The 24,183-nt window shown below is 70.7% G+C and carries 24 protein-coding genes; 13 read left to right on the top strand and 11 right to left on the bottom strand.

Annotated features, from left to right (window positions below):
* Positions 1-226 precede the first annotated feature (226 nt).
* The 4 genes from AB0H84_RS30430 to AB0H84_RS30415 all read left to right on the top strand — a co-directional run bounded on the left by AB0H84_RS30430 (position 227) and on the right by AB0H84_RS30415 (position 3,734).
* A complete protein-coding gene (locus AB0H84_RS30430) occupies positions 227-895 on the top strand; it encodes a TetR family transcriptional regulator (RefSeq protein WP_357611559.1) in 669 nt (222 codons plus the stop codon).
* A gap of 33 nt (positions 896-928) precedes the next feature.
* Complete coding sequence (locus AB0H84_RS30425; RefSeq protein ID WP_357611556.1) at positions 929-1,888, top strand: LLM class F420-dependent oxidoreductase; 960 nt, start codon at positions 929-931, stop codon at positions 1,886-1,888.
* Between the two features lie 9 nt (positions 1,889-1,897).
* Positions 1,898-3,316, top strand: coding sequence for an amidase (locus AB0H84_RS30420; RefSeq protein ID WP_357611554.1), 1,419 nt, complete (start codon positions 1,898-1,900; stop codon positions 3,314-3,316).
* A gap of 64 nt (positions 3,317-3,380) precedes the next feature.
* Complete coding sequence (locus tag AB0H84_RS30415; RefSeq protein ID WP_357611551.1) at positions 3,381-3,734, top strand: YkvA family protein; 354 nt, start codon at positions 3,381-3,383, stop codon at positions 3,732-3,734.
* Here the strand turns inward: AB0H84_RS30415 and AB0H84_RS30410 are convergent.
* The 4 genes from AB0H84_RS30410 to AB0H84_RS30395 all read right to left on the bottom strand — a co-directional run bounded on the left by AB0H84_RS30410 (position 3,731) and on the right by AB0H84_RS30395 (position 7,152).
* Complete coding sequence (locus tag AB0H84_RS30410; RefSeq protein ID WP_357611548.1) at positions 3,731-4,927, bottom strand: amidohydrolase family protein; 1,197 nt, start codon at positions 4,925-4,927, stop codon at positions 3,731-3,733. The genes AB0H84_RS30415 and AB0H84_RS30410 overlap by 4 nt on opposite strands.
* A gap of 163 nt (positions 4,928-5,090) precedes the next feature.
* A complete protein-coding gene (locus tag AB0H84_RS30405) occupies positions 5,091-5,834 on the bottom strand; it encodes a tyrosine-protein phosphatase (RefSeq protein ID WP_357611545.1) in 744 nt (247 codons plus the stop codon).
* A gap of 10 nt (positions 5,835-5,844) precedes the next feature.
* Positions 5,845-6,630, bottom strand: a complete 786-nt coding sequence (locus tag AB0H84_RS30400) for an SURF1 family protein (protein ID WP_357611542.1) — start codon at positions 6,628-6,630, stop codon at positions 5,845-5,847.
* 42 nt (positions 6,631-6,672) lie between these two features.
* A complete protein-coding gene (locus AB0H84_RS30395) occupies positions 6,673-7,152 on the bottom strand; it encodes a helix-turn-helix domain-containing protein (protein ID WP_357611540.1) in 480 nt (159 codons plus the stop codon).
* A 58-nt stretch (positions 7,153-7,210) separates the two neighbouring features.
* Between AB0H84_RS30395 and AB0H84_RS30390 the strand changes: the two genes are divergently transcribed.
* Positions 7,211-7,726, top strand: a complete 516-nt coding sequence (locus AB0H84_RS30390) for a GNAT family N-acetyltransferase (RefSeq protein ID WP_357611537.1) — start codon at positions 7,211-7,213, stop codon at positions 7,724-7,726.
* Positions 7,723-8,313: a TetR/AcrR family transcriptional regulator gene (locus tag AB0H84_RS30385; RefSeq protein ID WP_357611534.1), complete on the top strand. Its 591-nt coding sequence runs from the start codon at positions 7,723-7,725 to the stop codon at positions 8,311-8,313. Before AB0H84_RS30390 ends, AB0H84_RS30385 begins: the two co-directional genes overlap by 4 nt.
* Here AB0H84_RS30385 and AB0H84_RS30380 read toward each other — a convergent pair.
* On the bottom strand, positions 8,267-8,626 hold the full coding sequence (locus AB0H84_RS30380; protein ID WP_357611531.1) for a hypothetical protein: 360 nt from the start codon (positions 8,624-8,626) through the stop codon (positions 8,267-8,269). The two genes, AB0H84_RS30385 and AB0H84_RS30380, sit on opposite strands and share 47 nt — an antisense overlap.
* A 151-nt stretch (positions 8,627-8,777) precedes the next feature.
* Here AB0H84_RS30380 and AB0H84_RS30375 point away from each other — a divergent pair, with 151 nt between their 5' ends.
* Entirely contained in the window at positions 8,778-10,169 is a 1,392-nt protein-coding gene (locus AB0H84_RS30375; RefSeq protein WP_357611528.1) for a methyltransferase, read from the top strand.
* Positions 10,170-10,427: 258 nt separating this feature from the next.
* On the opposite strand, the gene AB0H84_RS30370 is transcribed toward AB0H84_RS30375, so the two are convergent.
* The 3 genes from AB0H84_RS30370 to AB0H84_RS30360 form a co-directional block, all read right to left on the bottom strand.
* Positions 10,428-13,457, bottom strand: a complete 3,030-nt coding sequence (locus AB0H84_RS30370) for a BTAD domain-containing putative transcriptional regulator (RefSeq protein ID WP_357611526.1) — start codon at positions 13,455-13,457, stop codon at positions 10,428-10,430.
* Between the two features lie 254 nt (positions 13,458-13,711).
* On the bottom strand, positions 13,712-14,356 hold the full coding sequence (locus tag AB0H84_RS30365; RefSeq protein ID WP_357611524.1) for a GNAT family protein: 645 nt from the start codon (positions 14,354-14,356) through the stop codon (positions 13,712-13,714).
* A 141-nt stretch (positions 14,357-14,497) separates the two neighbouring features.
* Positions 14,498-15,784: a pyridoxal phosphate-dependent aminotransferase gene (locus AB0H84_RS30360; RefSeq protein ID WP_357611521.1), complete on the bottom strand. Its 1,287-nt coding sequence runs from the start codon at positions 15,782-15,784 to the stop codon at positions 14,498-14,500.
* A gap of 79 nt (positions 15,785-15,863) precedes the next feature.
* Between AB0H84_RS30360 and AB0H84_RS30355 the strand changes: the two genes are divergently transcribed.
* From AB0H84_RS30355 to AB0H84_RS30345, 3 genes are read left to right on the top strand one after another with little or no spacing between them, the layout of a single operon-like run.
* Positions 15,864-16,823 carry a LysR family transcriptional regulator gene (locus AB0H84_RS30355; RefSeq protein WP_357611518.1) on the top strand — a complete coding sequence of 320 codons (960 nt, stop codon included), beginning with the start codon at positions 15,864-15,866 and terminating at the stop codon, positions 16,821-16,823.
* Positions 16,824-16,837: 14 nt separating this feature from the next.
* Entirely contained in the window at positions 16,838-17,509 is a 672-nt protein-coding gene (locus AB0H84_RS30350) for a ribonuclease HII (protein ID WP_357611515.1), read from the top strand.
* 1 nt (position 17,510) lies between these two features.
* Positions 17,511-18,491: an LLM class flavin-dependent oxidoreductase gene (locus AB0H84_RS30345; protein WP_357611512.1), complete on the top strand. Its 981-nt coding sequence runs from the start codon at positions 17,511-17,513 to the stop codon at positions 18,489-18,491.
* Positions 18,492-18,524: 33 nt separating this feature from the next.
* Here the strand turns inward: AB0H84_RS30345 and AB0H84_RS30340 are convergent, their stop codons facing one another.
* Both AB0H84_RS30340 and AB0H84_RS30335 read right to left on the bottom strand, forming a co-directional pair.
* The gene (locus AB0H84_RS30340) at positions 18,525-18,911 is read right to left on the bottom strand and encodes an SCO5389 family protein (RefSeq protein WP_357611509.1); all 387 of its coding nucleotides are present in this window, start codon (positions 18,909-18,911) and stop codon (positions 18,525-18,527) included.
* Positions 18,912-18,989: 78 nt separating this feature from the next.
* Complete coding sequence (locus AB0H84_RS30335; protein ID WP_357611506.1) at positions 18,990-19,919, bottom strand: ATP-binding protein; 930 nt, start codon at positions 19,917-19,919, stop codon at positions 18,990-18,992.
* A gap of 67 nt (positions 19,920-19,986) precedes the next feature.
* Between AB0H84_RS30335 and AB0H84_RS30330 the strand changes: the two genes are divergently transcribed.
* On the top strand, positions 19,987-20,460 hold the full coding sequence (locus tag AB0H84_RS30330) for a tetratricopeptide repeat protein (protein WP_357611503.1): 474 nt from the start codon (positions 19,987-19,989) through the stop codon (positions 20,458-20,460).
* Here the strand turns inward: AB0H84_RS30330 and AB0H84_RS30325 are convergent.
* Positions 20,457-21,815 (bottom strand): LCP family protein, encoded by a 1,359-nt coding sequence (locus AB0H84_RS30325; protein WP_357611501.1) that lies wholly within the window; start codon positions 21,813-21,815, stop codon positions 20,457-20,459. The genes AB0H84_RS30330 and AB0H84_RS30325 overlap by 4 nt on opposite strands.
* A 127-nt stretch (positions 21,816-21,942) precedes the next feature.
* On the opposite strand from AB0H84_RS30325, the gene AB0H84_RS30320 reads away from it, so the two are divergent.
* Both AB0H84_RS30320 and AB0H84_RS30315 read left to right on the top strand, forming a co-directional pair.
* Entirely contained in the window at positions 21,943-22,674 is a 732-nt protein-coding gene (locus tag AB0H84_RS30320) for a class I SAM-dependent methyltransferase (RefSeq protein ID WP_357611498.1), read from the top strand.
* Between the two features lie 102 nt (positions 22,675-22,776).
* Positions 22,777-24,120 (top strand): MFS transporter, encoded by a 1,344-nt coding sequence (locus AB0H84_RS30315; protein ID WP_357611495.1) that lies wholly within the window; start codon positions 22,777-22,779, stop codon positions 24,118-24,120.
* Positions 24,121-24,183: the final 63 nt, after the last annotated feature.

Genomic DNA, 24,183 nt, shown 5'->3' with positions numbered 1-24,183 from the left:
TAGCCCTTCCGCCACAAACGACAATCCCACCATTCACAGGAGATAACTCATGCCGCGGTCGCAACTTTGCCTTGTGGCGGCGATCACCGTGCGCCTCCATGACCTTGGACCGGGAAACCTGCTAAATTGGGCTGCCGCTATGGCCCTGGCCCGACGCAACGGAGGGGCGGCAGGCAGATGAGCGGGTTTTCTGCTCGGTGCCCCATCACGACGTAAAGTGACGAACGTGTCCGAAGCCCGAAACCGAGGATCGGAGAGCACCCGAGAGGTCATCGTCGAGACGGCATTGCGGTTGTTCAGGGAGCGCGGCTTCGACGCGACCACAATGCGTGCCATCGCCGCCGAGGCCGGGGTGTCCGTGGGCAACGCCTACTACTACTTCGAGAGCAAGGAGGCGTTGATCCAGGCGTACTACGACCGCGCCCAGGCCGAGCACGAGGCGGCCTGCAAGGAGTTCCTGGCCACCGAGAGATCGTTCGCGGCCAGGCTGAGCGGCGTGCTACGCGAGTGGGTACGCGTGTCCGAGCCCTACCACGAGTTCGCCGTCAAGTTCTACAAGCACGCGGCGGAGCCGACCAACCCGCTGAGCCCGTTCAGCAAGCAGTCGTCACCCGCCCGCGAGGCCTCCATCGCGATCTACCGTCAGGTCGTCGAGGGGTCGCGCGACCGGATGAACGCCGAGCTGCGCGAGGAGCTGCCCGAGCTGCTCTGGCTGCTCTCCATGGGCATGGTGCTGTTCTGGGTGCACGACACCTCGCCGGGGTGCGAGCGTACGTACCGCCTGATCGAGGTGACGGTGCCGCTGGTGGACCGGCTGGTCGGGTTGTCGCATCTGCCTGGTTTGCGGGGGATCACCAAGGACTTCATCGCGGCGGTCCACGAGCTGCGTGCCTAGAACCACATACCGGTCGGTTGGTACGGTGCGTGGATGAGTCAGAACTGGGGCATGACGATCCCGTTCTCCGATCGCTCGCTGTCCAGGTCGCGGGAGTTGATCGCGGAGCTGCCGGGGCTCGGTTACACCGACGCGTGGTCCGCCGAGGTCAACGGGGCCGACGGGTTCGTGCCGCTGGCCATGGCCGCGCAGTGGGCTCCTGGGCTCAGGCTGGGCAGCGCCATCGTGCCCGTCTCGACGCGCGGTCCGGGGCTGCTGGCCATGTCCGCGGCCACGCTGGCCGATCTGGCGCCCGGGCGGTTCGTGCTGGGCATCGGCGCGTCCTCGCCGGCGATCGTGGAGCGGTGGAACGCGGGGCGGTTCGAGCGGCCGTACGCGCGCACGCGTGACACGCTGCGCTTCCTGAAGAAGGCGCTGGCGGGGGAGAAGGTCTCGGAGGCGTACGAGACGTTCGAGGTCAAGGGGTTCAAGCTGGAACGGGCCCCGGAGATCCCGCCCAGGATCGTGCTGGCCGCGCTCCGGCCCAGGATGCTCCGGCTGGCCGCCGAGGAGGCCGACGGCGCGATCACGAACTGGCTCTCGCCCGACGACGTGCGCAAGGTGCGCGCCGAGATCGGCGCGGGCACGGAGCTGATCGCCCGCCTGTTCGTCTGCGTGAGCGAGGACGCCGACCGGGTACGCGAGATGGCCAGGTGGATGCTGGCGGGTTACCTGACCGTCCCGGTGTACGCGGCCTTCCACGACTGGCTCGGCCGGGGCGAGGTGCTGCGTCCCATGCACGAGGCATGGCGGGCCGGCGACCGGCAGGCGGCGCTCAAGGCCATCCCCGACGAGGTGGTCGACGCCCTGATCGTGCACGGCGACGCGGCCACCTGCCGCGCGCGGATCCGGCAGTACGTGGACAGCGGGCTCGACACCCCTGTTCTCGCGCCCATCCCGGTCGGAGAGGTCTCCATCGAGCAGGCCGTGCGGGAGCTGGCCCCCAAGGCGTAGGAGCGTGGCATGGACGACGTACTCAGGCTGGACGCGGTCGGCCAGGCCCAGGCGGTCAGGGACGGGCAGGTGTCGGCGCGGGAGCTGGCCGAGGCCGCCATCGCGCACATCGAGGCCCACGACGGCGGGCTGAACGCGGTCATCCACCGCCGGTTCGAGCGGGCGCTGGCCGAGATCGACTCCATCCCGGAGGAGGCGCCGTTCCGCGGGGTGCCGATCCTGCTCAAGGACCTCGGCTGGCGGCAGGCGGGCGAGCCGTACAGCGCGGGCTCGCACGTGCGCGACGGCATCGAGCCCGGCGTGGACGGGTACGGCGTCGTGCGGCTGCGCGAGGCCGGGTTCGTCATGCTCGGGCGGACGAACACCCCCGAGTTCGGCAGCACGATCACCACGGAGCCGGTGGCGTTCGGGCCCACGCGTAACCCGTACGACCCCGCGTACTCGCCGGGCGGTTCGAGCGGGGGGTCGGCGGCGGCCGTGGCGGCCGGGATGGTGGCGCTGGCCACCGCGAGCGACGGGGGTGGCTCGATCCGTATCCCGGCGTCCCTGTGCGGCCTGGTGGGGCTCAAGCCGACGCGCGGGCGCGTGAGCGCCGGGCCGGCCATGGGCGAGGGGTGGAGCGGGTTCTCGTGCGCGGGATTCGTCAGCAGGAGCGTGCGTGACACGGCGGCGGCGCTCGACGTCGTGTCCGGCATGTACCCGGGCGACCCGTACGACGCCCCCGCTCTGCCGGGGCCGCTGGCCGCCGAGGTGGGCAGGGAGCCGGGGCGGCTCCGGGTCGGGTTCGTCACCAGGCATCCGAACGGGGCCGTGCCGGAGGCGCCCGAGCTGACCGAGGCCGTCACCAGGGCGGCCGCGCTGCTGGAGTCGCTCGGTCACGACGTCGTGCCCGGCGGCCCCAGGGCGCTCGGGGAGCCCCTTTTCGCCCAGCAGTTCGGCGCCGTCGTCGCGAACAACCTGGCCGCGCACGTGGCGAGCCTGGGCGAGCTGCGCGGCAAGCCCGTGCGGCCGGAGGAGCTGGAGCCACGCAACGCCGCCATGCTTGCGGCGGCGCACAAGCACAGCGCGGCCGACCACATCCTGGCCACCCAGTGGATGGACGACTTCCGCCGCCGCATGGCCACGTGGTGGGCCGAGGGCAACGACCTGCTGCTGATGCCCTCGCTGGGCGTCTCGCCGTTCCCGGTGGGCTGGATCCCGCCGGACGACCTCAGCACCGCGTTCGGCAGGACCGGGCACGCCGTGGCGTACACCTCGCCGATCAACGCGACCGGGCAGCCGGCCATCTCGCTGCCCCTGCACACGACCGAGGCGGGCCTGCCGGTGGGCGTGCAGCTCGTGGCGCCGGCGGGGAGGGAGGACCTGCTGATCAGAGTGGCCGCGCAGATCGAGCTGGTCAGGCCGTTCGAGCACGCGGCGATGCGCTGACCGTCAGGAACTCGTGGCCCCGCCGACGCGTTATGTCGTGAGAGGTCGGGGGTAGGGGGGTCCCATGATGGCGAAGGCAGCACGGGCAGCGGCGGCGTGGCGGACGTACCGCGAGGTGACGAAGCCAGGCTCGCCCAGCCTGATGACCAGGGTCAGGGCGATTCCGCGGATGGTCGGCGCGGTCATGCGCGGGCAGTACGACGGCATGGGCAAGGGCAAGCTCGCCCTGCTCGGGCTCGGGGTGGTCTACATCCTGTCGCCCATCGACGTGGTGCCCGACTTCCTGATGTTGATCGGCGTGGCCGACGACTTCGGCGTGTTCCTGTGGCTCGCCGCCGCGCTGCTCGGCGAGAGCGGGCGGTACGTCGAGCACGAGCGGCGCGTCATCCAGGCGCGGCTCGTGGAGGAGGAGGCTTAGATCTCCTCCATCCGCAGCCAGGCACGTGAGGGCAGCGGGTGGCCGAAGAGGCGGGCCGCGTTGCCGTAGGCGACCCTGGCGATGTCGGCGGGCGGGAGCGAGCCGAGGTTGCGGGCCACGGACTTCTGCGTGTCCGGCCAGGTCGAGTCGGAGTGCGGGTAGCCGCTCTCCTGCAGCACATGGTCGAGGCCGACCGCGAGCCGCACGCCTGACAGCGCGTGGTCGTCGAGCGTGCCGAAGAAGAAGTTGCGGCGCAGCACCTCGCTCGGCTTGAGCCCGCCCTCCCACGACGCCTCACCGGCGACCGGGTGGTCGAGGGCGTAGTCGGCGCGCTCGGCCAGCATCGGCAGCCAGCCCACGCCGCCCTCGACGATGAGGATGCGCAGCGAGGGGAAGCGCAGCGGCACCCCGGACCAGAGCCAGTCGGCGCAGGCGAACATGGCAGTGGTCGGCATCATCGTGGTGATGGCCTCGATGGGCGTGTCGGGCGAGGGGACGGGCGACCACGACGAGTCGCCCGCGTGCAGGGCGATGACCGTGCCGGTCTCCTCGCAGGCGGCGAAGAACGGGTCCCAGTGGCCGGTGTGGATCGACGGCAGCCGGAGCCGGGTCGGGAACTCGGGGAAGACGACGGCCTTGAAGCCGCGGGCGGCGTTGGCGCGGATCTCCTTGGCGGCCACGTCGGGATCGGGCAGCCAGGGGAGCTGCAGGCCGATGATGCGCTCGGGATAGGTGCCCGCCCAGACGTCGATGTGCCAGTCGTTCCACGCCTTGACCAGGGCGAGCCCGAGCTCCTGGTCGCGGGTCCTGGCGAACGGCATGCCGGACTGCCCGGCCAGCATGCCGGGGAAGCACAGCGCGGCCCAGATGCCCGCGACGTCCATGTCCTGGATGCGGGCCTCGATGTCGTGGCAGCCGGGGCGCATGTGCTCGAACCTGATCGGCTCGAGCGTGCGCTGCTCGCGGGGCAGCCCGGCGCCCACGTCGATGCCGGCGCACGGGTAGGTGGCCCCGCCGTAGCGCCAGACCTGGTGCCCGGCCTCCGTCTCCACGACCTTGGGCGCGACGTCGGCATATTTCTCCGGCAACCGGCCTTCGAAGAGGTCGGGAGGCTCGATCAGGTGATCGTCGGCGGAGATGATCACGTAGTCGCGCCGCCTCGGGTCAGGGTCGGGGAGCAGCGGCGTAGTCACGCAGGTAACCGTACGACGAGGGGATAACGTCGAACAAGCTGCGACGTATCCGTTGGGTATCCAAGATTTTTGACCCGGGACCGCCGGGAGGGGGATGGCGGGCGGTCCCAGGCCCGGGTTGGGCCCCTTTGCCGGGACGCAGCAGGCGGGACCCGGCCTGCCACTACCCGTCCGAGCCGGGTTCAGTCAGCAGATGGTCGCGCAATTCGGCGATGGTGGCGGGGGAGACGTTCAGGACCTGTGTGACGTACCTCTCGATCGAGCCGTGCCGCGCCGTCAGGTCGGTGAGGAAGAAGCGCATGGCCTCGGCGGGCGCGAGCCCGAATCCCGGCCACATGGGCGCGTCGGGGTGCCTTCTGCGCCAATCGGCGATGAAAGCCTCGGTGGCCAGCCCGGTGAGCGCATAGTCGGCCACGATGTCGTCCTCGCTGACGCCCGCCAGCGAGAGGACCAGGGCGGCGAGCACGCCGGTGCGGTCCTTGCCGGCGGCGCAGTGGATCACCACGGGGGCGTTCTCGGCCCGCGCGATCGCCTCCAGCGCGGTCCTGAGGTTGTCGAGGCGGTCCTCGCTCATCTCCAGATAGCGGTCGGCGAGATATCTCCCCACGCCGATCTCGTCGCTGTACACCGACATGTCCCAGCGGCGTCCCTCGATAGGGAGGTTCTGGTAGAGCTGCCCCTCGCTCTCCGGGGCTCGTCCCGCCTTCTCGATCTCGAACGGATGGCGCAGGTCGATGACCATGCGGACGCGTAGCCCGCGGAAGGTCGTGAGGTCGTCCCCGGCCAGCCAGCCGAGCGAGTCGGCCCGGTAGAGCCGCTGCCACCTGACGGTGCGCCCGTCCTGGGTGGCATATCCACCTACGTCGCGAAAATTACGGATGCTGGCGAACTCAATGTGGCGGATCACCCTCAATACCTTAATTGGCGGCGGTCACGGACTCCTTGGAGTCCTCCCCGGCCTTCCGCTCGGCCACCTCGCGCCGGATCAGCAGAATCCACCCGGCCACGGCGATGCCGATGAACAGCCACCACTGGATCCCATACGCCAGGTTGAGCCCGCCTCCGGCGCCCACGTCCGGCTCGGGCACCGGCGCCGGCGCCGCGGTGGGCTTGGGCGACTGCTCGGTCAGCTCCACGTAGCCGCCCACGAGCCGGTACGGCAGCCCCTGCCCGATCTTGTCGGCGTTGATCAGCAGCACCTGGCCGGGCGGCAGCCCGGAGCGCTCCCTGATACCGCTGGACTCCTCGGTCTCGCTGAGCCGTAGCCGTCCGGTGACAGTTACCTGCCCGGTGGACGGTGGGGGCACCTCGGGGGCGGCGTCGGCGGTGGCGCCTGCCTTGACCCAGCCCCGGTTCACGATCACCGCCGTGCCGTTGCCGGTGACGAGGGGCGTCAGGACGTAGAAGCCGTTCTGCCCCTCCTGGGGGCGGCGGCGTACGAGCAGCGCGTGGGCCGGGTCGTACGTGCCCGTGACCTCGACCCTCCTGAACCGGTCGTCCTCGCGGACGCGCTGCCCGGGGAGCGCCAGCTTCTCCAGCGGCACGGGCGCGGCCTCGATGTTGGCGGTGACCCGCTCGCTGTTGGCCGATCGCTCCTCGAAGCGCCCGAACTGCCACCGCCCGAGGAACACGAAGGCGGGGATGACCAGCAGCACCACCACATGGAGCGCAAGCCACCTGGGCGTCAGCAGGAACCGGTACACGCTCTCAAGACTAGGCATCGGGTGGGGTGCCCCCGCACGCGCCTATGCGCTGCTGAGCTCGGCTCCCGACCCCGGCACCGGGGTCACCTCGCGCGGCCCGCCCACCTCGTGGCCCTCGCCGCACCGGAAGTACTGCTCGATGGGGGCGCCGCAGTCGCGGTGGGTGAGCACCACCGGCGGACCCTCCTCGTCGGCCAGGTATTTGTCGCCCCAGTGCATGAGCGCGACCAGCAGCGGATAGAGGTCGCGCCCCTTCTCGGTGAGCCGGTATTCGTCGCGCTGCCGCTGGCCCGGCTCGCGGTAGGGCTCCTTGCGCAGCAGGCCCTCGTCGACCAGCCGGGCCAGCCGGGCGCTGAGCACCTGGCGGGGGGCGCCGGTGATCGCCTGCATGTCGGCGAACCTCCGCACGCCGCTGAACGCCTCACGCAGCACCAGGAAGGTCCACTTCTCCCCGACGATGTCCAGGGTGCGCTCGATCGAGCAGTTGTTCACCCGGAAGTCCACCCGGAAGGGAACGTTCATCTTTGTATTATACCTGAGTTCAATTGACAGACTCAGCTTCGACTGGGAGTCTGGGTCCATGCAGGGAACTCAGATCCGCCCCGCACGCGCCGGCGACGAGGAGCGGATCAGGCGCTTCCTGGCCGGGCTGTCGCTGCACACGCAGACGCTCCGGTTCTTCACGGGCATCAGCACTCCGGCCCCCGCACTGGTGCGCGCGCTCCTCGCGATGGACGAGCGCCGCGACGCGCTCGTCGCCACCAGGGAAGACGGCGAGATCGTCGGCCACGCGATGAGCTTCAAGGGTGGCTACGCCGACGTCGAGATCGCTGTGGTCGTGGCCGACCGGTGGCAGGGGCAGGGGATCGGGCCCCGGCTGATCGACACGCTGCTGCTGCGGGCCTCCGTGCGGGGCGCGCGGACCGTGGGCATGGACGTGCTGGGCGAGAACCGGCGCGTGCTCAGGCTGGTCCGCAGGCTCTGGCCCGACGCCCGGATGACGGTCTGCTCCGGAACGGTGGAGGTGACCGCTATGATCGATACAGCCGGTCTATTTGCGGAACAAGGTTCTGTTGGCACACCATTGACAGCGTGAAGAGTGCCAAGAACGGACGCGACGGCCGGACCCGCATCATCGAGGGTGCCCTCCGCCGCTTCAGCCAGGACGGGGTGTCGGCCACCACGCTGGCCAGCCTCCGCGAGGAGAGCGGCGTCAGCGTCGGCAGCTTCTACCACCACTTCGCCAGCAAGGAGCACGTCTTCGGCGTGCTGTACGCCGAGATCCTCACCACGTACCAGGACGCCTTCCTCGCCGAGCTCGTCGGCCACCAGGAGGCCCGCGACGGCATCGAGGCCGTCGTGGCCTTCCACATGCGCTGGGCCGGCGAGCACCCGGAGAAGGCCCGGCTGCTGGTCAGCGAGCGGCCCCCGCGCAAGCACGAGCCGGGCGGCGCGGAGGTGGCCGAGGCCAGGCGCGCGTTCTTCCGCCAGGTGTCCGACTGGTGGCGGCCGCACATGAAGAACGGCCTGCTCCAGCCCGTCCATCCGACCATGTGCTACGTGCTGTGGCTGGGTCCGGCGCAGGAGATGTGCCGCCTGTGGTTCGCGGGCGCGCACACGCCCACGGAAGAGGAGATCAAAGGGCTGGGCGCCGCCGCCTGGCAGAGCCTCCGCCAGCAGTGAGGCGCACCGGCACGCCGACCGGCCGGAGCGGGGTGGAGACGTGCCAGCTCGCCCGGTCGAGCGAGATGTCCAGCCGCAGGTCGCCGCGGTGCCGGCGCAGGCCGGGCACGCGCACCCGGGCATGCACGTCGAACCGCCCTCGATGCGGATAGCCGAATCCCAGCTCGTCCGGAAGCACGCGGAGGTCGTCGCGGTTGCCGCAGTGCGGGCACGTCCAGGACACGAGGTCCAGGCCGCGGTTGTAGTCGGAGCAGGCGCTGAAGTATTCGTCGGGCCCGAACCGGGACTCGCAAGCCAAGCAGGGGATCAGCATGGTCCGCTCCTCGGGACGACGTGGTTACTTCCCTAGAGATACCGCTATCCGCTTGTCCGCCGCTTGCAGAACGCTTGGCCATTTGCGTAACAGTATGGGCACGTGGAGTGACAAGATCGGGCTCAGGCGTCCGCAGTGAAAAGATGGACCTGTGGAACGACTACGCCATCACCTCTTGGAGACCGGTTACACCATCGACGGCGTACGCGATCGGCTGGGCGGCGTGGCCGCCTCGGCGCTGGCCCGGGAGGAGCTGGTCCCGGCCCTGCGGGCGACCGCTGACGGCGATCCCCTGGCCACCTTGATCAGGTTGTGGTGGCTCGGCGTTCCGGTCCCGGCCGGCTCCGTCCCGCCGGAGGTCCTCGACTCCGGGCTGGTCAGCGCCGACGGCGACCAGGTGAGGGCGACCGTGCACCTCCAGCCCTGGGAGACCGGCGGCTACGTGGTCTCCGACCGCAAGGTGCGGCCCGGCGACCCGGCGCTCCGGCCCGACCACGTCGTCGGCACGGGCGGCGCCTCGGCCAACCTGGCCCAGCTCGTCACCCGCCGCCCGGTGGGCCGCGCGCTCGACCTGGGCACCGGGTGCGGGGTGCAGGTGCTGCACCTGGCGGGGCGGGCCGAGCAGATCGTGGCCACCGACGTCAACCCGCGGGCCGTGAAGCTGGCCAGGCTGAGCTGGGAGCTGTCCGGCGTCTCCGGCGTGGACGCGCGTACGGGGTCCATGTTCGAGCCGGTCGAGGACGAGCTCTTCGACCTGGTCGTGAGCAACCCGCCGTTCGTCATCGGGCCCACGGGCGAGCTGACCTATCGCGAGGCGGGCGGCGACGGCTTCTGCCGCGACCTCGTCCGCCGCACGCCCCGCCATCTCAACCCCGGCGGACAGGCCCACTTTCTGGCCAACTGGCTGCACGTCGAGGGCGAGGACTGGCGCGAGCGCGTGGGCGGCTGGCTGCGCGAGACCGGCTGCGACGCGTGGGTGGTCCAGCGTGACGTGCAGGACCCGGCCGAGTACGTCGAGCTCTGGCTCAGGGACGCCGCCGAGCAGGGCACCAAGGGCTACACCGAGCACTATGACCGCTGGCTGGCCTGGTTCGAGGAGCGCAAGGTCGAAGGCGTCGGGTTCGGCTGGATCACCATGCGCAACTCCGGCACGCTCGACCCGGTCGTACGCGTCGAGCACCTGGACCACCAGGTCGCGCTCCCGGTCGGCGACTACGTGGACTCCGTGATCGACGCCATCGCCGCCGCCCACCGGGCCAAGGAGCTGGGGAAGGCCCACCTGCGCACTGCCGACGGCCTGCTGGACGAGCGCATCGGACTGCCTGGCGCGGAGGACCCCATCCGCATCGTGCTGCGCCAGACGCAGGGTTTGCGCCGCAGCCGGGAGGTCGGCACGGTGGAGGCCGCGCTGGCCGGCGTGTGCGACGGCGAGCTGGCGCTCGGCCCGCTGCTCAACGTGATCGCCGAGCTGGTCGGCGACGGCGAGATCCCCGACGCCGACGCGGTCCGGCCCCTCATAGCCGAGGGTTATTTCCTGCTTTAATCCGCCGTTGATTCGACGTTGACGCCCAGCGTGGAGGCTCAGGACCAGGACACGGACCCCGGGGGGTTCGAGGGCCGTGTCCGGTCCGGCCGGTCGTCTGGTGTGAGGCGGCTGACCGCTACACGGAGCATCCGGATGACCGGGCCCCCTAGCGACGGGTGGCGGTCGAAGATGACCGGCCGGGCTGCATCACACTCGTGACGAAGGACAGCCTTGATCAACCATGTGTGGATGACACGACTGGACGACGAGCTGTACTCAGGACTCGACGACGGCGGGCTCGGTGACGGCGTCGGCCACGGGGATGGCGTCGATCAGGACCTTGAGGTCCCCGGCTTCGGGAGCGCCGAGCCGGGAGAAGATGTCGTAGGCCTGCCGTAGGCAGTCCAGGCTCCTCGTGGCGCTGCCCAGACCGTGCAGGGCCTTGCCGAGCACGGTGAGCGACAGCGCCTCGCCGTAGGGGTGGCCGATCTCGCGGGAGACCACCAGGGCCTGCTCGGCGTGGCGCACGGCGTCGGGGTAGCGCTCGGCGGCGATGAACGTCTCCGCCAGCCTGGAGCAGACCCGCTGCTCCCAGACCCGCTGCTTGCCGGCCCGGAAGAAGGCCAGGCACTCGGCGTGGTGGTGGACGGCCTCGGTGAGCCGGCCCACCCGGGACAGCACGATGCCGAGGTGGTAGCGGGCGCGGGCAGTGCCGGCGCCGCTGCCGATCTCGGTGAAGATGGCCAGGCCCCTCTCGGCCGCGGCGATCGCGTCCTCGGGACGGCCCAGGCCCAGATGGTCGCGGGCGGAGTAGCTGAGCACGAGCGCTTCGCCGGCCGGCACGGCGTTCTCCCGGTAGAACCGCTTCGCGGACTCGAACAGCTCGAGCGCCTCCGTGTGGCGGCGCTGCCTGCCGACGACGACGGCCAGGGCGTTGAGCACCTCGCCGGTGACGATCTGCTCGCCGCGGGCCGCGGAGAGCTCGTACACGATCCTGAAGTGCTCCTCGGCCTCCTTCAGCCGGTTGCCGGCGAACAGGACCCGGCCCAGCACGTACCGGACGCGCAGCTCGCTCGCCGCGTCGCCGAGCTCCCGCGCGGCGGCCAGCACGGCACGGGTGGCGTGGCCGAACTCGCGCGTGTGCGTGCCCGACTCCAGCAGCGGCTCCATCGCCAGCAGGAGGTCGGCGGCGGGCAGGAGCTGCTCGGCGGTGCGGGCCGCGGCGGCGGCCTGGTTGATGGTGGCGAAGAGCGAGTCGCCCTCGGAGATCAGCCAGGCCACGGCCTCTTCGGCGGTGCCGAAGGCGCGCCCGCTGCCGATCACCACGAGATTGCCGGGGATCATGCTGCCCTCGTAGGCCAGCCGATGCGCGGACCTGGCCGAGGCCAGGTAGAAGCCGAGCAGCCGGCGCAGCGCCAGCGTCTTGGCCTGGGGCCGCTCGCTCTTGTTCAGCTCGCGCCTGGCGAACAGCCTGAGCAGGTCGTGGAAGCGGTAGCGGCCCGGCGCGGGGGCCTCCAGGAGGCTCGCGTCCACCAGGGACTCCAGTACGGACTCCGCCTCGAACTCGCTCACCGCCAGCACGGCGGCCGCCGCGCCCGTGGAGACGTCGGGCCCGTTGAGCAGCGAGAGCAGGCGGAACGCGCGTGCCTGCGCCGGAGCCAGATGCCCGTAACCGAGCGCGAAAGTGGCCTCGACGGCCAGGTGGCCCACGCGGAGCTCGTCGAGGCGGCGCTGCTCGTCGGCCAGCCTGGGCGCCAGCGAGGAGATCGTCCAGGAGGGGCGCGCGGCCAGCCTGGAGGCCACGATCCGCACCGCCAGTGGGAGGAACCCGCAGGCCGCCACCACGTCCATGGCCGCGCCGTGCTCGGCCGACACGCGCTCCGCCCCGGCGACCGACGCGAACAGCGCCAGCGCCTCGCCCGGCTCCATCACGTCGAGATCGATCAGCCGGGCGGAGGGCAGATCGGCCAGCTTGCCGCGGCTCGTCACGATCGTCGCGCACCCGGCCGAGCCCGGCAGCAGCGGGCTGACCTGCTCGGCGTCGCGGGCGTTGTCCAGCAGGACGAGGATGCGGCGCTCGGCCAGGATCGACCGGTAGAGGGCGGAACGCTCCTGCAGCCCCGCGGGGATGACGTCCGGCGGGATGCCGAGTGCGCGCAGGAAGCCGCCGAGCGCCGACTCGGGCGCGGTCGGCTCGTCGGTGTAGCCGCGCAGGTCGGCGTAGAGCTGCCCGTCGGGATAGAGGTCACCGGCCAGGTGGGCGACGTGCACGGCGAGCGCGGTCTTGCCGACGCCGCCGATGCCGGAGATCGACACCAGCGGCACGCCCTCGGGTGACGACTGCGACGCGGACTGCCCGGACAGCAGCCTGCGCAGCCGTACGGCGAGCTCCTGGCGGCCGGTGAAGTCGCTGACCGCGGCGGGCAGCTGTGCGGGGCGCGGCAGCTGGGGCGCCGGCCGCGGCTCCTCGGCATCGGCGGGCTCCTCCTCGGCGGCGGCGGAGTCGGCCGGCGCGGGCGCGGCCAGCGTGGGGTCGGCGGCCAGGATGCGCTGGTGCAGCGCGGCCAGCTCGGGGCCCGGCTCGATGCCCAGCTCGTCGATCAGCGCCTCGCGCGTCTCCGTGAAGACGTGGAGGGCGTCGCCCTGCCGCCCGCACCGGTAGTAGGCCAGCATGAGCTGGGCGCGCAGCTTCTCGCGCAGCGGGTGGTCCGCGGTCAGCGCGATCAGCTCCGACACGATCTTGGCATGGTTGCCCAGCTCGAGGTCCACGTCCATGAGCGTCTCGACGACGCTGATGCGGCGCTCGATCAGCCGGTCGCGCTGGTGCTCGGCGTACGGGCCGACGGTGCCGGCCAGCGGCTCACCCTCGAACAGCGACAGCGCGGCCCGCAGGGCCTTGGCGGCCTCGGAGAGCCGGCCGGCCTTGCGCGCGCTCTCGGCCTCCCGGACCCCGCGTTCGAAGCGGACCAGGTCGAGCGAGCCGTCGGGCAGTCGCAGCGCGTAGCCCCTGCCGATGGACGTGAGCAGCTCCGGGCGGGACCGGGCGGGCCTGTCGGGCTCGAGCACCGTGCGGAGCCTGGAGACGTAGGTGCGCAGCGCGCCGAGGGCCCGCGGCGGCGCCTCCTCGCCCCACACCGCGTCGATCATCTCGTTGGGGGTGACCGCATGGCCCTCGCGCAGGAGCAGCATGCCGAGAATGGAACGCTGCAGGGGAGTGCCCAGATCGAGCTCCTGGCCGTCACGCCACGCGCGGACAGGACCGAGCACGGCGAACCTCAGCCCGCCCTCAACGCTCTGACCAGCCATGCCGTCTGTCTCCCCGCCAATGGATCGTTTTGTGACCAAATGATAGATCCAACTCGTTTGCCCACCTATATTCCGAACTGACCGGAAATGTGCTGTTGATCCGTCTTTGATCTGGTGTTGAACGCGCCCCTGGATGCTGAGGATCGGCCAGGCATGACTCACACCGCGGGGGCGTGTCATGTAGAGCAGCCGCAGGCAGGAAAAAATACGGCCCCGCCCAAAGTTTCTGGGGCGGGGCCGTGGTGGACGGGTTCTCAGGCTGCCTCGACCAGTCCGAGGCGCAGGGCCAGCCGCTCGCGCACGAGCGGCCATTCGGAGCTCAGGATCGAGTAGAACGCGGTATCTCGGACCGTGTTGTCGGCGCCTCGGCTATCCGCTCGCCGCACCCCGTCGAAGTGTGCGCCGAGGGCCTCGATGGCGGCCCGGGATCTGGTGTTGCGTACGTCTGCCTTGAGAGTGATGCGGTGGACGTTCCATGTCTCGAAGGCGTGCGAGAGCATCAGGAACTTGCTCTCGCGGTTGACACCCGTGCCCTGGGCGCTCGCGCCCAGCCAGGTGTAACCGATGTCCGCCACGGACGGGATCTCGCCCACCGCACCACGCGTACCCGGTGGCCAGGGCATGGGGCCCTGCCAGTACTCCAGGTGCATGAGACGGGTGGCACCGACCACGCGGTCGGTGTTCAGCCACCGGATGGCGAAGGGCAAACAGCGGCCCTCCGCCTGCTCAGCCATGGCGGCCTCCACATAGGAGACCATCTCGTCCCGGCCATCCGGGACACGAGTGAAGGCGTAAGTGGAGCGGTCTTCACTCGCCGCGGCGACGAGGTCGTCGATCACCGCGAGGCTGAGAGGTTCCAGGCGCACGGAGCGCCCGGACAAGGTGACAAGAGCGGGCATGTGCACATGATGAGGGGAACGAGGCGTGCACGTAACCATGCTCTCAGGAAGATCTTTTGCAGGTTTCTGCAGATAGGGTGTTTCTGCAGGTCAGGCGCCCCTTTTGGGGGACGGTAAACCGGCGCTTGGGGAAAGATTCGCCTAACTGTGACATGGCGTCGGCACGAACGCGGGATGCCGTTCACGCACGGCGCCGTGCCGCATGAGGGCCAGCCCCTTCAGGCCCGTCGACAGATGGTCCAGATTGTCGGCGATCCAGGGGAGTTGGAGGGGATCTTCGCTGTTCAGGGCGGTCAGTCGATCTTCGGGGGTGTCGCCGTAGAGCAGGCTCACCGCGACCCGTACCCTGGCCGCCGCCGGGTCGTCGCCGAAGGCGTGTCCCGGCAGGACGCCGATGCCGTGCTCCTCCAGCAGGATCTTGGTGATCTCGGCGGAGCCGCCGAGCCGCAGATGGCTCAGGTCGGGGTAGAGGTAGAAGCCGCCCTGAGGCGGGGCCGCGACGGCGCCGATCTCGGCGAACCTCTCGTGCACGGCCCTCGCGACCGCGCCGTGCAGCCTGCGACTGCGCGCGATGCGGTCGGTCAGCTCCGGGGGCTCGCCGAAGGCGTACGCCGCCGCCTCCTGCACGGGGGCCGCCGGGGCGGACCAGATCTCGCTGGCCACCGCGAGCAGGCTCCTGCGCAGCGCGTGGGCGCCCGCGGGCAGCCTGGCCACGCCGATCCGCCAGCCGCCCAGCGCCAGGCTCTTGCTCAGCCCGGTGGTGATGACCGTGCGCTCGGGCGCGAGGTCGGCAGGTGAGGTGTACGGCACGTCAGGGTCGTGGATGATGTCCCGGTAGATCTCGTCCGAGATGATCATCAGATCGAGCTCGCGGGCGATCTCCGCCAGGCGGCCGATGGTCTCCCGCCCGGCCAGGCGGCCCGTCGGGTTGTCGGGCAGCGTGACCAGCAGCGAGCTCACGGTCCTGCCCTGGGCCCTGGCGCGGCGCACCTCGGCGGCCACGAGGTCGGGGTCGGGCGCTCCGCCCTCTCCTGGTGGTGCGGGCACCAGGATGGGGCGCGAGCCCACCAGATCGGCCTGCGCGGCGTAGCTGACCCAGCTGGGCATGGGCAGGACGATGTCCCCGCCGATCGCCAGGAGCAGGCCGTACAGCAGCGACTTGCTGCCCGGCCCGCAGACGACCAGTTCGGGGTCGGTGATGAGCCCCCGTCGTGTCCAGTAGCCCGCCGCCGCCGTCCTGAGCTCGGACGCCCCCGCCACCGGCCCGTAGCCGTTGCGTTCTGATGCGGCGGCCAGCCTGTCGCGCAGCGCCGGGTGGACGGGCAGCCCTGCCTCGCCGAAGGCGAGGTGGAGCACGCGTTCCCCGGCGCGCCGTCTTCGGTCGATGTCTTCGTTTGCCGCCAAGGTGGCGGAGAGGGTAACGCTCATGTTTGTCACGTTCCCAGGGTGGTTGGATGAAGGCATCACGACAAGCGAGGCTTTTCGTGGGTAGGCATAAGGAAGACTGATGCTCGAATTGCGGCGTTTGGTGCTGATCTGCGAGTTTGCTCGCCGTGGCAGCATCGCTGCGGCTGCGGCCTCGCTCGGCTACAGTCCGTCAGCGGTTTCGCAGCAGCTCGTGGCGCTCGAACGCGAGACCGGCACGGCCCTCATCGACAGGACCGCGCGCAGCGCCGAGCTCACCGACGCGGGGCGGCGGCTGGTCGCGCACGCGGAGCGCATCCTGTCCATGGTCGAGGAGGCGGAGTCGGACCTGTCCGCCCACGCGGGGACGCCCGCGGGGCGGGTGGTGGTCACCGCCTTCCCGACCGCGGCGGTGGCGTTCGCGCCGGCGCTCGCGCGCTCGCTGCGCCGCCACACGGAGCTGACGCTCCGGCTGGGGCAGAGCAGGTCGGGGCGGGGCATGCGCGAGGTGCAGTCGGGGGAGGTGGACATCGCGCTCGTGGACGACTGGTACGGGCACGTGCGCGACAGCGAGAGCCTGCGGGTGTTCCCGCTGCTGCGCGACCCGATGGTGCTCGTGGTGCCGCGCAAGCACCGCCTCGCCGACCCCGGCGTGCCGCTGGACCTGCGGGAGCTGCGGGACGAGCCGTGGATGGCGACGCCCGACGGCGAGCCGTCGCGGCTGGCGGTGGACCGGCTCTTCGTGGACGTGGGCGGGGCCCGCCGCCCGCCGTGGGAGTTCGAGGGCCTGGGGACGATCCTCTCGCTCGTGGCCAAGGGGATCGGCATCGCGGCCGTGCCCGCGCTCGCGCTGGCGGCTGGGGTGCGGGGCCTGGCCGTACGCCAGTTCCCCGGCAACCCGGTGGGACGCGACGTGCACGCGGTCGCCCGCCGGTCCAGCGTCCACCGGCCCTCGGTGTCGGTGACGCTCCGAGCCATCCACGTGGCCGCCCGCTACCTCGCGGCCGACCTCGAACCGGTACGCGCCGCGGAACGCCGCCCACCGGAGGATGCCCTCGACTAGTACCGTTCAGGCTCATGGCGCCGACGTACGACATCGAGCACCTCCTGCTCTCCCAGCCGAGCATCCGGACGGTCGCGGGCATCGACGAGGTGGGCCGCGGCGCCTGGGCGGGGCCCGTCACGGTGTGCGCGGTCGTCACCGACCTGTCGGAGCCGCCGCCGGGGCTGACGGACTCCAAGCAGCTCTCGGCCGCCAGGCGCGGGCCGCTCGCGGGCGAGCTGGCGGCCTGGGCGATCGGCATCGGCTACGGCGAGGCCACCCACACGGAGATCGACGCGCTGGGCATGACGGAGGCCCTGCGCAGGGCGGCCCGCAGGGCGCTGGAGGCGCTGCCGGTACGCCCGGACGCGGTGATCCTCGACGGCAAGCACGACTACATCGGCCCGCCCTGGCCGGTGCGCCTGGAGGTCAAGGGGGACGCCGCGAGCATCTCGGTCGCGGCCGCGTCCGTCCTGGCGAAGGTCCGCCGCGACACGTACATGGGGACGATCGGCTGCGACGAGTACGGCTTCGCCGAGAACGCCGGCTACCCGTCGCCGCTGCACCAGGAGGCCCTCGCCCGGCTGGGGCCGACCGCCCATCACCGGCTCTCGTGGTCATACCTGGACGATCTGCCCCAGTGGCGGCACCTCAAGCACCATCGGGATCCGCTGGTGTGCGAGGGCCAGGAAACGCTGTTCGGCTGACATGCGGATCGGCGTCTTCGTCGTGGCGGCGGGATTTCCCGGCCGGGAGCCCGGCCACGTGCTGGCGGACTCCGTCGAGCTGATCGCGGCGGCGGAAGCGGCGGGGTTCGACGACGCGTGGATCGCCGAGCACCATTTCATGTCGTACGGCGTGTGTCCCTCCGCCGCCACCCTGGCGGCGGTCGCGCTCGGCCGGACCTCGCGGATCGGGCTCGGCACGGCCGTCAGCGTGCTGTCCACGCAGCATCCCGTGGCGCTGGCCGAGCAGGCGGCCATGCTGCATCACCTGTCCGGCGGGCGGTTCACGCTGGGCGTCGGCAGGGGCGGGCCGTGGGTGGACCTGGAGGTGTTCGGGACCGGGCTGGAGCGGTTCGAGCGGGGGTTCGGGGAGTCGCTCGACCTGCTGCTCGGCGCGCTCTCGGGCGGTCCCGTGGCCGCCGATGGGGAGTTCTTCCGCTTCAGGGAGGTCCAGGTGGTGCCCGGCGCGCGGATGCGGCCCGTGGTCGCGTGCACCTCCGAGGCGACCGTGCGGATCGCGGCGGAGCGGGGGCTGCCGATGCTGCTGGGGATGCACATCGGGGACGCGGAGAAGGCCGCGCTGGTCGCGGAGTACGGGGCGCGCGGCGGTACGGCCCGCGACCACCTCGCCGCCGGGGTCGCGTATGTCGCCGACTCCACGGCGGAGGCGGTACGCGAGATCAAGGAGTCATTGCCTCGGTGGCTGGAACCGGGGCTGGCCGGGTACGTGCCGGTGGACGGCCGGCCCAGACCTTCACGCCATATCCCGGAATATGTGGACTTGCTGAGCAGGATTCATCCCGTCGGGTCGGCCGAGCACTGCGCCGAGACGATCCTGCGTACCGCGGAGGTCACCGGGATCGAGCGGTTCATCCTGCTGGTGGAGGGGCTGGGGGAGCAGCGGCGGACGTTGGAGAACGTGCGGCGGTTCGGGGCCGAGGTGCTGCCGATGCTGCGCCGGTGACCCCCGACCGGAAGGTCACCGGCGCGCGGCGGGTCAGCAGTCCACCAGCTCCGGCTGCTGGTTGAGGATCTGAGCCCTCGCGGTGACGAAGTCGCTCAGGGCCTTGGTGGCCGCCGGGTCGAAGACGGCGACCCGGTGGCAGTTCTGGAAGGCCAGCCGGACCCCGTAGTGGCGCTCCAGCGCGCCGCGCATCGCGTCGCTGGCCAGGCAGCGCAGGAGCTGGCCGCGGGCCTCCTCGGACGGCGGTGGCACCTGGTTGTCGGCGAACTCTGCTCCCGTCTGCTCGCGCTGCTCGACCAGCTCGCTGATCAGCGACCACGCGTACGGGAGCGAGTCGCGGACGCACGCGAGGAATGCCGCGTCGTCCACGTCACCGGCTCTGGCCTGGTCGAGCAGATCGTTCGGAACGGTCAGCGACATGCTGTCTCCTCTCGAAAGGGATCAAATGTGACGCTATGCGGGGACACGTTCTTGCTCCAGATGGCTTGAGGGGGTCACTCAGGGGCCGTACACGAAATCCGGGTCTATCTGTGAGGCCAGGTCGAGGCCGGTCCGCTCGTTGCCCCACGCGCGGGCGTTGCGCAGGTGGAACTCCACGGTCTGCCGGCCGAAGCGCTCCCAGTCCTTCTCCTGCTCGTCGAGGGCCTTGTGCAGCACGGCCAGCGCGTCGACGTTGACCGGCTCCAGGTCGTCGAGGGTGAAGTGGCGGCCCTGCTCCATGGCGCGCACGGCGGCCGAGTGCTCCATCCAGGTGAGCAGGTCGTCACCTGTGTGCTCGCGCAGGAAGTCGACGTCGGACTGGCCGTGGACCTTGTTGCCGACCACGGCGAGCGCGACGCCGTACGAGGCGGCGTGGTCGCGGTACTGCCGGTAGACGCCCACGCCCTGCCTGGTCGGCTCGGCGACGAGGAACGTCAGGTCGAACCGGGTGAAGAGCCCGGAGGCGAAGGAGTCGGCGCCCGCGGTCATGTCGACGACGACGTACTCCCCCGGACCGTCGACCAGGTGGTTGAGCAGCAGCTCCACCGCGCCCACCTTCGAGTGGTAGCAGGCCACGCCCAGGTCGTCTTCGCTGAACGGGCCCGTGGCCAGCAGGCGCAGGCCCTCGGGGGTGGTCAGCGCGTACGGGTCGGCGGCCAGGTCGTCGAAGCTCAGCAGCCGGGAGCCGCGGCCGGGCGGGGTCGTCTTGAGCATGGCGTCGGCGGAGGGGATGAGCGGGTTGTCGCCGCGCAGCCGCTCCTTGATCTCGGTGAGGTGGGCCCCGAGCGGCTCCGGCTGCCGGTCGAGGCCGAGCACCATGGCCAGGTGCTGGTTGATGTCGGCGTCGATGGCCACCACCGGCCCGCCCTGCCTCGCCACGTGCCGGGCGAACAGCGCGGACATCGTCGTCTTGCCGCTGCCGCCCTTTCCGACGAACGCCACCCTCACGGCCCCTCCATGTGAGTATGAAAACCGTTTCCGTTTCAGGTCGGCACCATCATGCCACACTGCGTGCATGAGAGATGACGAATTGGCCAGGGGAGTGCGCCTCCGGGAGGAGGGCAAGCCGGAGGAGGCCAGGCAGGTGCTGGTCGAGCTGGCGCGCCGGCATCCGGACGACGCCGAGGTGGCCTACCAGACGGCCTGGGTGCACGACGTGCTCGGCCTGGAGGCCGAGGCGGTGCCGTACTACGAGAGGGCCCTGGCGGGCAAGGAGCTGAGTGATCGGCTGGGGGCCTACACCGGCTACGGCAGCACGTTGCGCGGGCTCGGGCGGTATGACCAGGCGTTGGAGACGTTCGTCAAGGCCCTGGAGGAGTTCCCCGGCGACGCGGCGTTGCGCACGTTCATGGCGATGACGCTCTACAACCTCGGCCGCTCCCGCGACGCGGTCTCGACGTTGCTCAAGGTGGTCGCCGAGTCGGGCCAGGTCGGCGGTTACCGGCGGGCCGTCGAGTACTACGCGGACAACCTGGATGAGACGTTCTAGGCGCAGGTCGCGTCGAGGTTGACCGGGCTGTCCAGGTCTGGGGTCCGTGCCGGGTGACCGGCCGCGGGGTGCTCCTCCAGGGCGTCGGCGACCTTGCGGCGGATCAGGGACCAGTCGGGATAGGCGGTGTTGATCAGCGGCGGCACGAAGCTGAGGCTGCGGACCTTCGCGGTCTTCACCTTCTGCGACAGGTCCACGACGGCCGGCAGCAGCTCCTGCGGGAGGTCGGTGGAGATGGCCCGCTTGGTGGCCGCGGCCAGCCGCTCGAAGCTGTTGAGCACGGTCATCGGCTGGGTCTGCTTGGCGACCGCGTTGAGCAGGCACTTCTGGCGGCCCATGCGGACATAGTCGTCGCTGTCGGTGCGCGAGCGGCCGTACCAGAGGGCCTCCTCGCCCGAGAGCCTGCGGGTGCCGGCCGGCAGCAGGCCCTCGCGGTACTTGCCGTACACGATGGGCTCCTTGACGGTGATCTTCACGCCTCCCATGGCGTCGATGATCTCCGCGAACCCCTTCATGTCCACGAGGGCGTAGTAGCCCACGTCGATGCCGAGGATGTTGCCGATCGTCTGCTTGAGCAGGGTCGAGCCGCGCTTGCCCTTGGGCACGCCCGGCACCATGTCCGGATTGTCCTCGGCGAACTGGTAGACCTCGTTGAGCAGGCCGGGGGTCTCCGGGCCGCTGCCGGTGAAGCCGAAGGGGAAGCGCGCCCTGGCCGGCCCGTCGGGGAACTCGATGCGCTGGAGGTTGCGCGGCAGCCCGAACAGGACGGTGGCGCCGGTCTCGGTGTCCACGCTGGCCACGGTCATGCTGTCGGTACGCACGCCGGGCCGGCTCGGCGCCGCGTCCCCGCCCAGGAGCAGGAAGTTGACCCGGCGGGCGCCGTTCCACGGGTCGTGTGCCATGACCGGAGTGCTGGCGGCGGGGGCGAACAGGGTGTTCACCACGTCTCGCGACACGTACGTGAGCCGGGCGGCGTACACGGTCGGGGCCAGGACCAGCGCGCACAGGGCGGCGGTCAGCGTCGTGGTCAGGAAGCGGCCCACGGTGTCCGCGCTCGGCGGGCGTACCAGGAGGAAGGACCAGACGATCACGCCGGTCCAGGCGAGCGCGACCACCACCAGCGCCACGGTGAGCCCGACGAGCCAGCGGGGCTGCACCGCGAGCGACAGCAGGTTGGCGCTGTACGCGGTGACCATGGTGAGGATGCCGGCGAGCATCACCACATAGCCGAACATGAGCGCCAGGCCCGTCTTGAGGCGTTCGGCGGCGAGGTGCGCCACACCCCACAGCAGAGCCGAGGCGAGCGTGAGTGCCATGCTCGCCCCCAGGCCGAATCCCCGCCGGTTCTCTGTCATGCCTGGTCAAACCCCCATCGTGCGCTTATCCAGGTCACCGTAGTAATGCGCTGTGCGGGAAAGACGGTAGGAAGGCGACGGGTTCGGTCAATTCCCCGTCAAGACCACCTTGAGATATAACGTGTTTATGCGCAAGCGACACGGTAGTTACGGATTTGACGCGCCCTGGCCGCTGGTCGGTCTGCTCTCAGGCGCGATCGTGCTGCTGGCCCTCGCGGTGATCTCCTTCTTGCTCGACATCCCCGTGGCCGGGATCGCGTTCCTGCTCGGCGGGCTCTACACGCTGGCCAGCGCGGCCAGCTACCTCTACACGACGCGCCGCGGGAAGTTCGTGGTCTGGGCCGAGGAGCTCAAGCTGCTGAAGGGTGACGAGCGGCTGCTCGACCTGGGTTGCGGCCGTGGCGCGGTGCTGCTGATGGCGGCGCAGCGGCTCGAGCGCGGCAGGGCGACCGGCATCGACCTCTGGCGCTCCAAGGACCAGTCAGGCAACGCCGAGTCGACGACCAGGACGAACGCTGAGGCCGAGGGCGTCTCCGACCGGGTCGAGCTGGTGACGGGCGACATGCGCGACCTGCCGTTCGGCGACGACACGTTCGACGTGATCGTCTCGAGCCTGGCCATCCACAACATCCCCGACGCCGAGGGGCGCGCCCAGGCCGTGCGCGAGGCGCACCGGGTGCTGCGGCCCGGCGGGCTGATGCTGATCGCCGACTTCCAGCACACGGACGCGTACGAGGACACGCTGCGCTCGCTCGACGTGGTTGACGTGCGGCGACGCGACGCGGGCTGGCGGTTCTGGTACGGCGGGCCGTGGTTCGGCACGTGCATCGTGGAAGCCAGGAAGCCTATCGAGCGATGAGCCGGGTAGCCACAGGAGCTTATGAGCGACGTGGAAACCGGTACCATAACCACAAAAGTGCCAGCGCGTCTCGATCGGCTTCCCTGGTCCCGCTGGCACTGGATGATCGTCGTAGGACTCGGCACCGTCTGGATACTCGACGGGCTCGAGGTCACCATCGTCGGCAACCTCTCCGCCCAGCTCGCCAAGCCGGGCAGCGGCATTGAGATCACCCAGGCGCAGGTCGCGGGCCTGGCCGCCGCGCTCTACGTCGCGGGGGCCTGCGTGGGGGCGCTGTTCTTCGGCTGGCTGACCGACAGGTTCGGCAGGAAGAAGCTCTTCCTCATCACGTTGATCGTCTACCTGGCGGCGACCCTGATGACCGCCTTCTCCTTTCACGCGTGGTGGTTCTTCCTGTTCAGGTTCATGACGGGGTTCGGGATCGGCGGCGAGTACGCGGCCATCAACTCCGCCATCGACGAGCTCATCCCTAGCCGCCATCGGGGGCGCATCGACATCATCATCAACGGCAGCTACTGGCTCGGCGCCGCCGGCGGGGCGCTGCTGACCGTGCCGCTGCTGAACGACCTGCCGGTGAACATCGGCTGGCGTATCGCGTTCGGCCTGGGCGTGGTGCTGGGCCTGGCGATCCTGCTGGTACGGCGGAACGTGCCGGAGAGCCCGCGCTGGCTGTTCATCCACGGCAAGGAGGAGAAGGCCGAGGAGATCGTCGGCGACATCGAGCGGCAGATCGGCGTGGACATGCCGGAGCCGCGGGAGTCGATCACCGTGCACCAGCGCAAGTCCATCGGGTTCGTCCGGATCGCGCACACCATGGTCGCGCTCTACCCCAAGCGCACGGTCCTGGGCCTGTCGCTCTTCATCGGTCAGGCGTTCCTCTACAACGCGATCACCTTCGGGTACGCGCAGATCCTGACCACCTTCTACAAGATCGACACGCACACCGGCTACTACTTCGCCGTGATCGCGGTCGGCAACTTCCTCGGCCCGCTGCTGCTCGGCCACCTCTTCGACACCGTGGGCCGGGTCCCGATGATCTCGGCCACGTACATCGGGTCCGGGCTGCTCCTGCTGGGCACCGCCTGGATGTTCAACCAGGGCATGCTGACCGCCGTCACGCTGACCGCGTGCTGGTCCGTGGTGCTCTTCGTGGCCTCGGCCGGGGCCAGTTCGGCGTACCTGACCGTCAGCGAGATCTTCCCGATGGAGACCAGGGCCCTCGCCATCGCGTTCTTCTTCGCGATCGGCACGGCCGCCGGCGGCATCGCCGGGCCGCTCGTCTTCGCCTCGCTGGTGGAGAGCGGGGTGCCCGGGGACACGGCGCTCGCGTTCTCCATCGGCGGCTTCGTGATGATCGCGGGAGGGCTGGTCGAGCTGCTGTTCGGGGTCAAGGCCGAACGCAAGAGTCTGGAGTCCATCGCGACGCCGCTCACCGCGGCGACATGAGGTCCGCCCTGTCGACGCCGACCGCTCCCCGTGGGAGCGTGCGCCGGCGGAGCTCGGTGGTTG

Origin of the sequence: Nonomuraea sp. NPDC050786, assembly GCF_040654115.1 — a bacterium.
Lineage (GTDB): Bacteria > Actinomycetota > Actinomycetes > Streptosporangiales > Streptosporangiaceae > Nonomuraea.
Note: the sequence above shows the minus strand (reverse complement) of the source record. Positions and strands in the feature narration are given on the sequence as shown.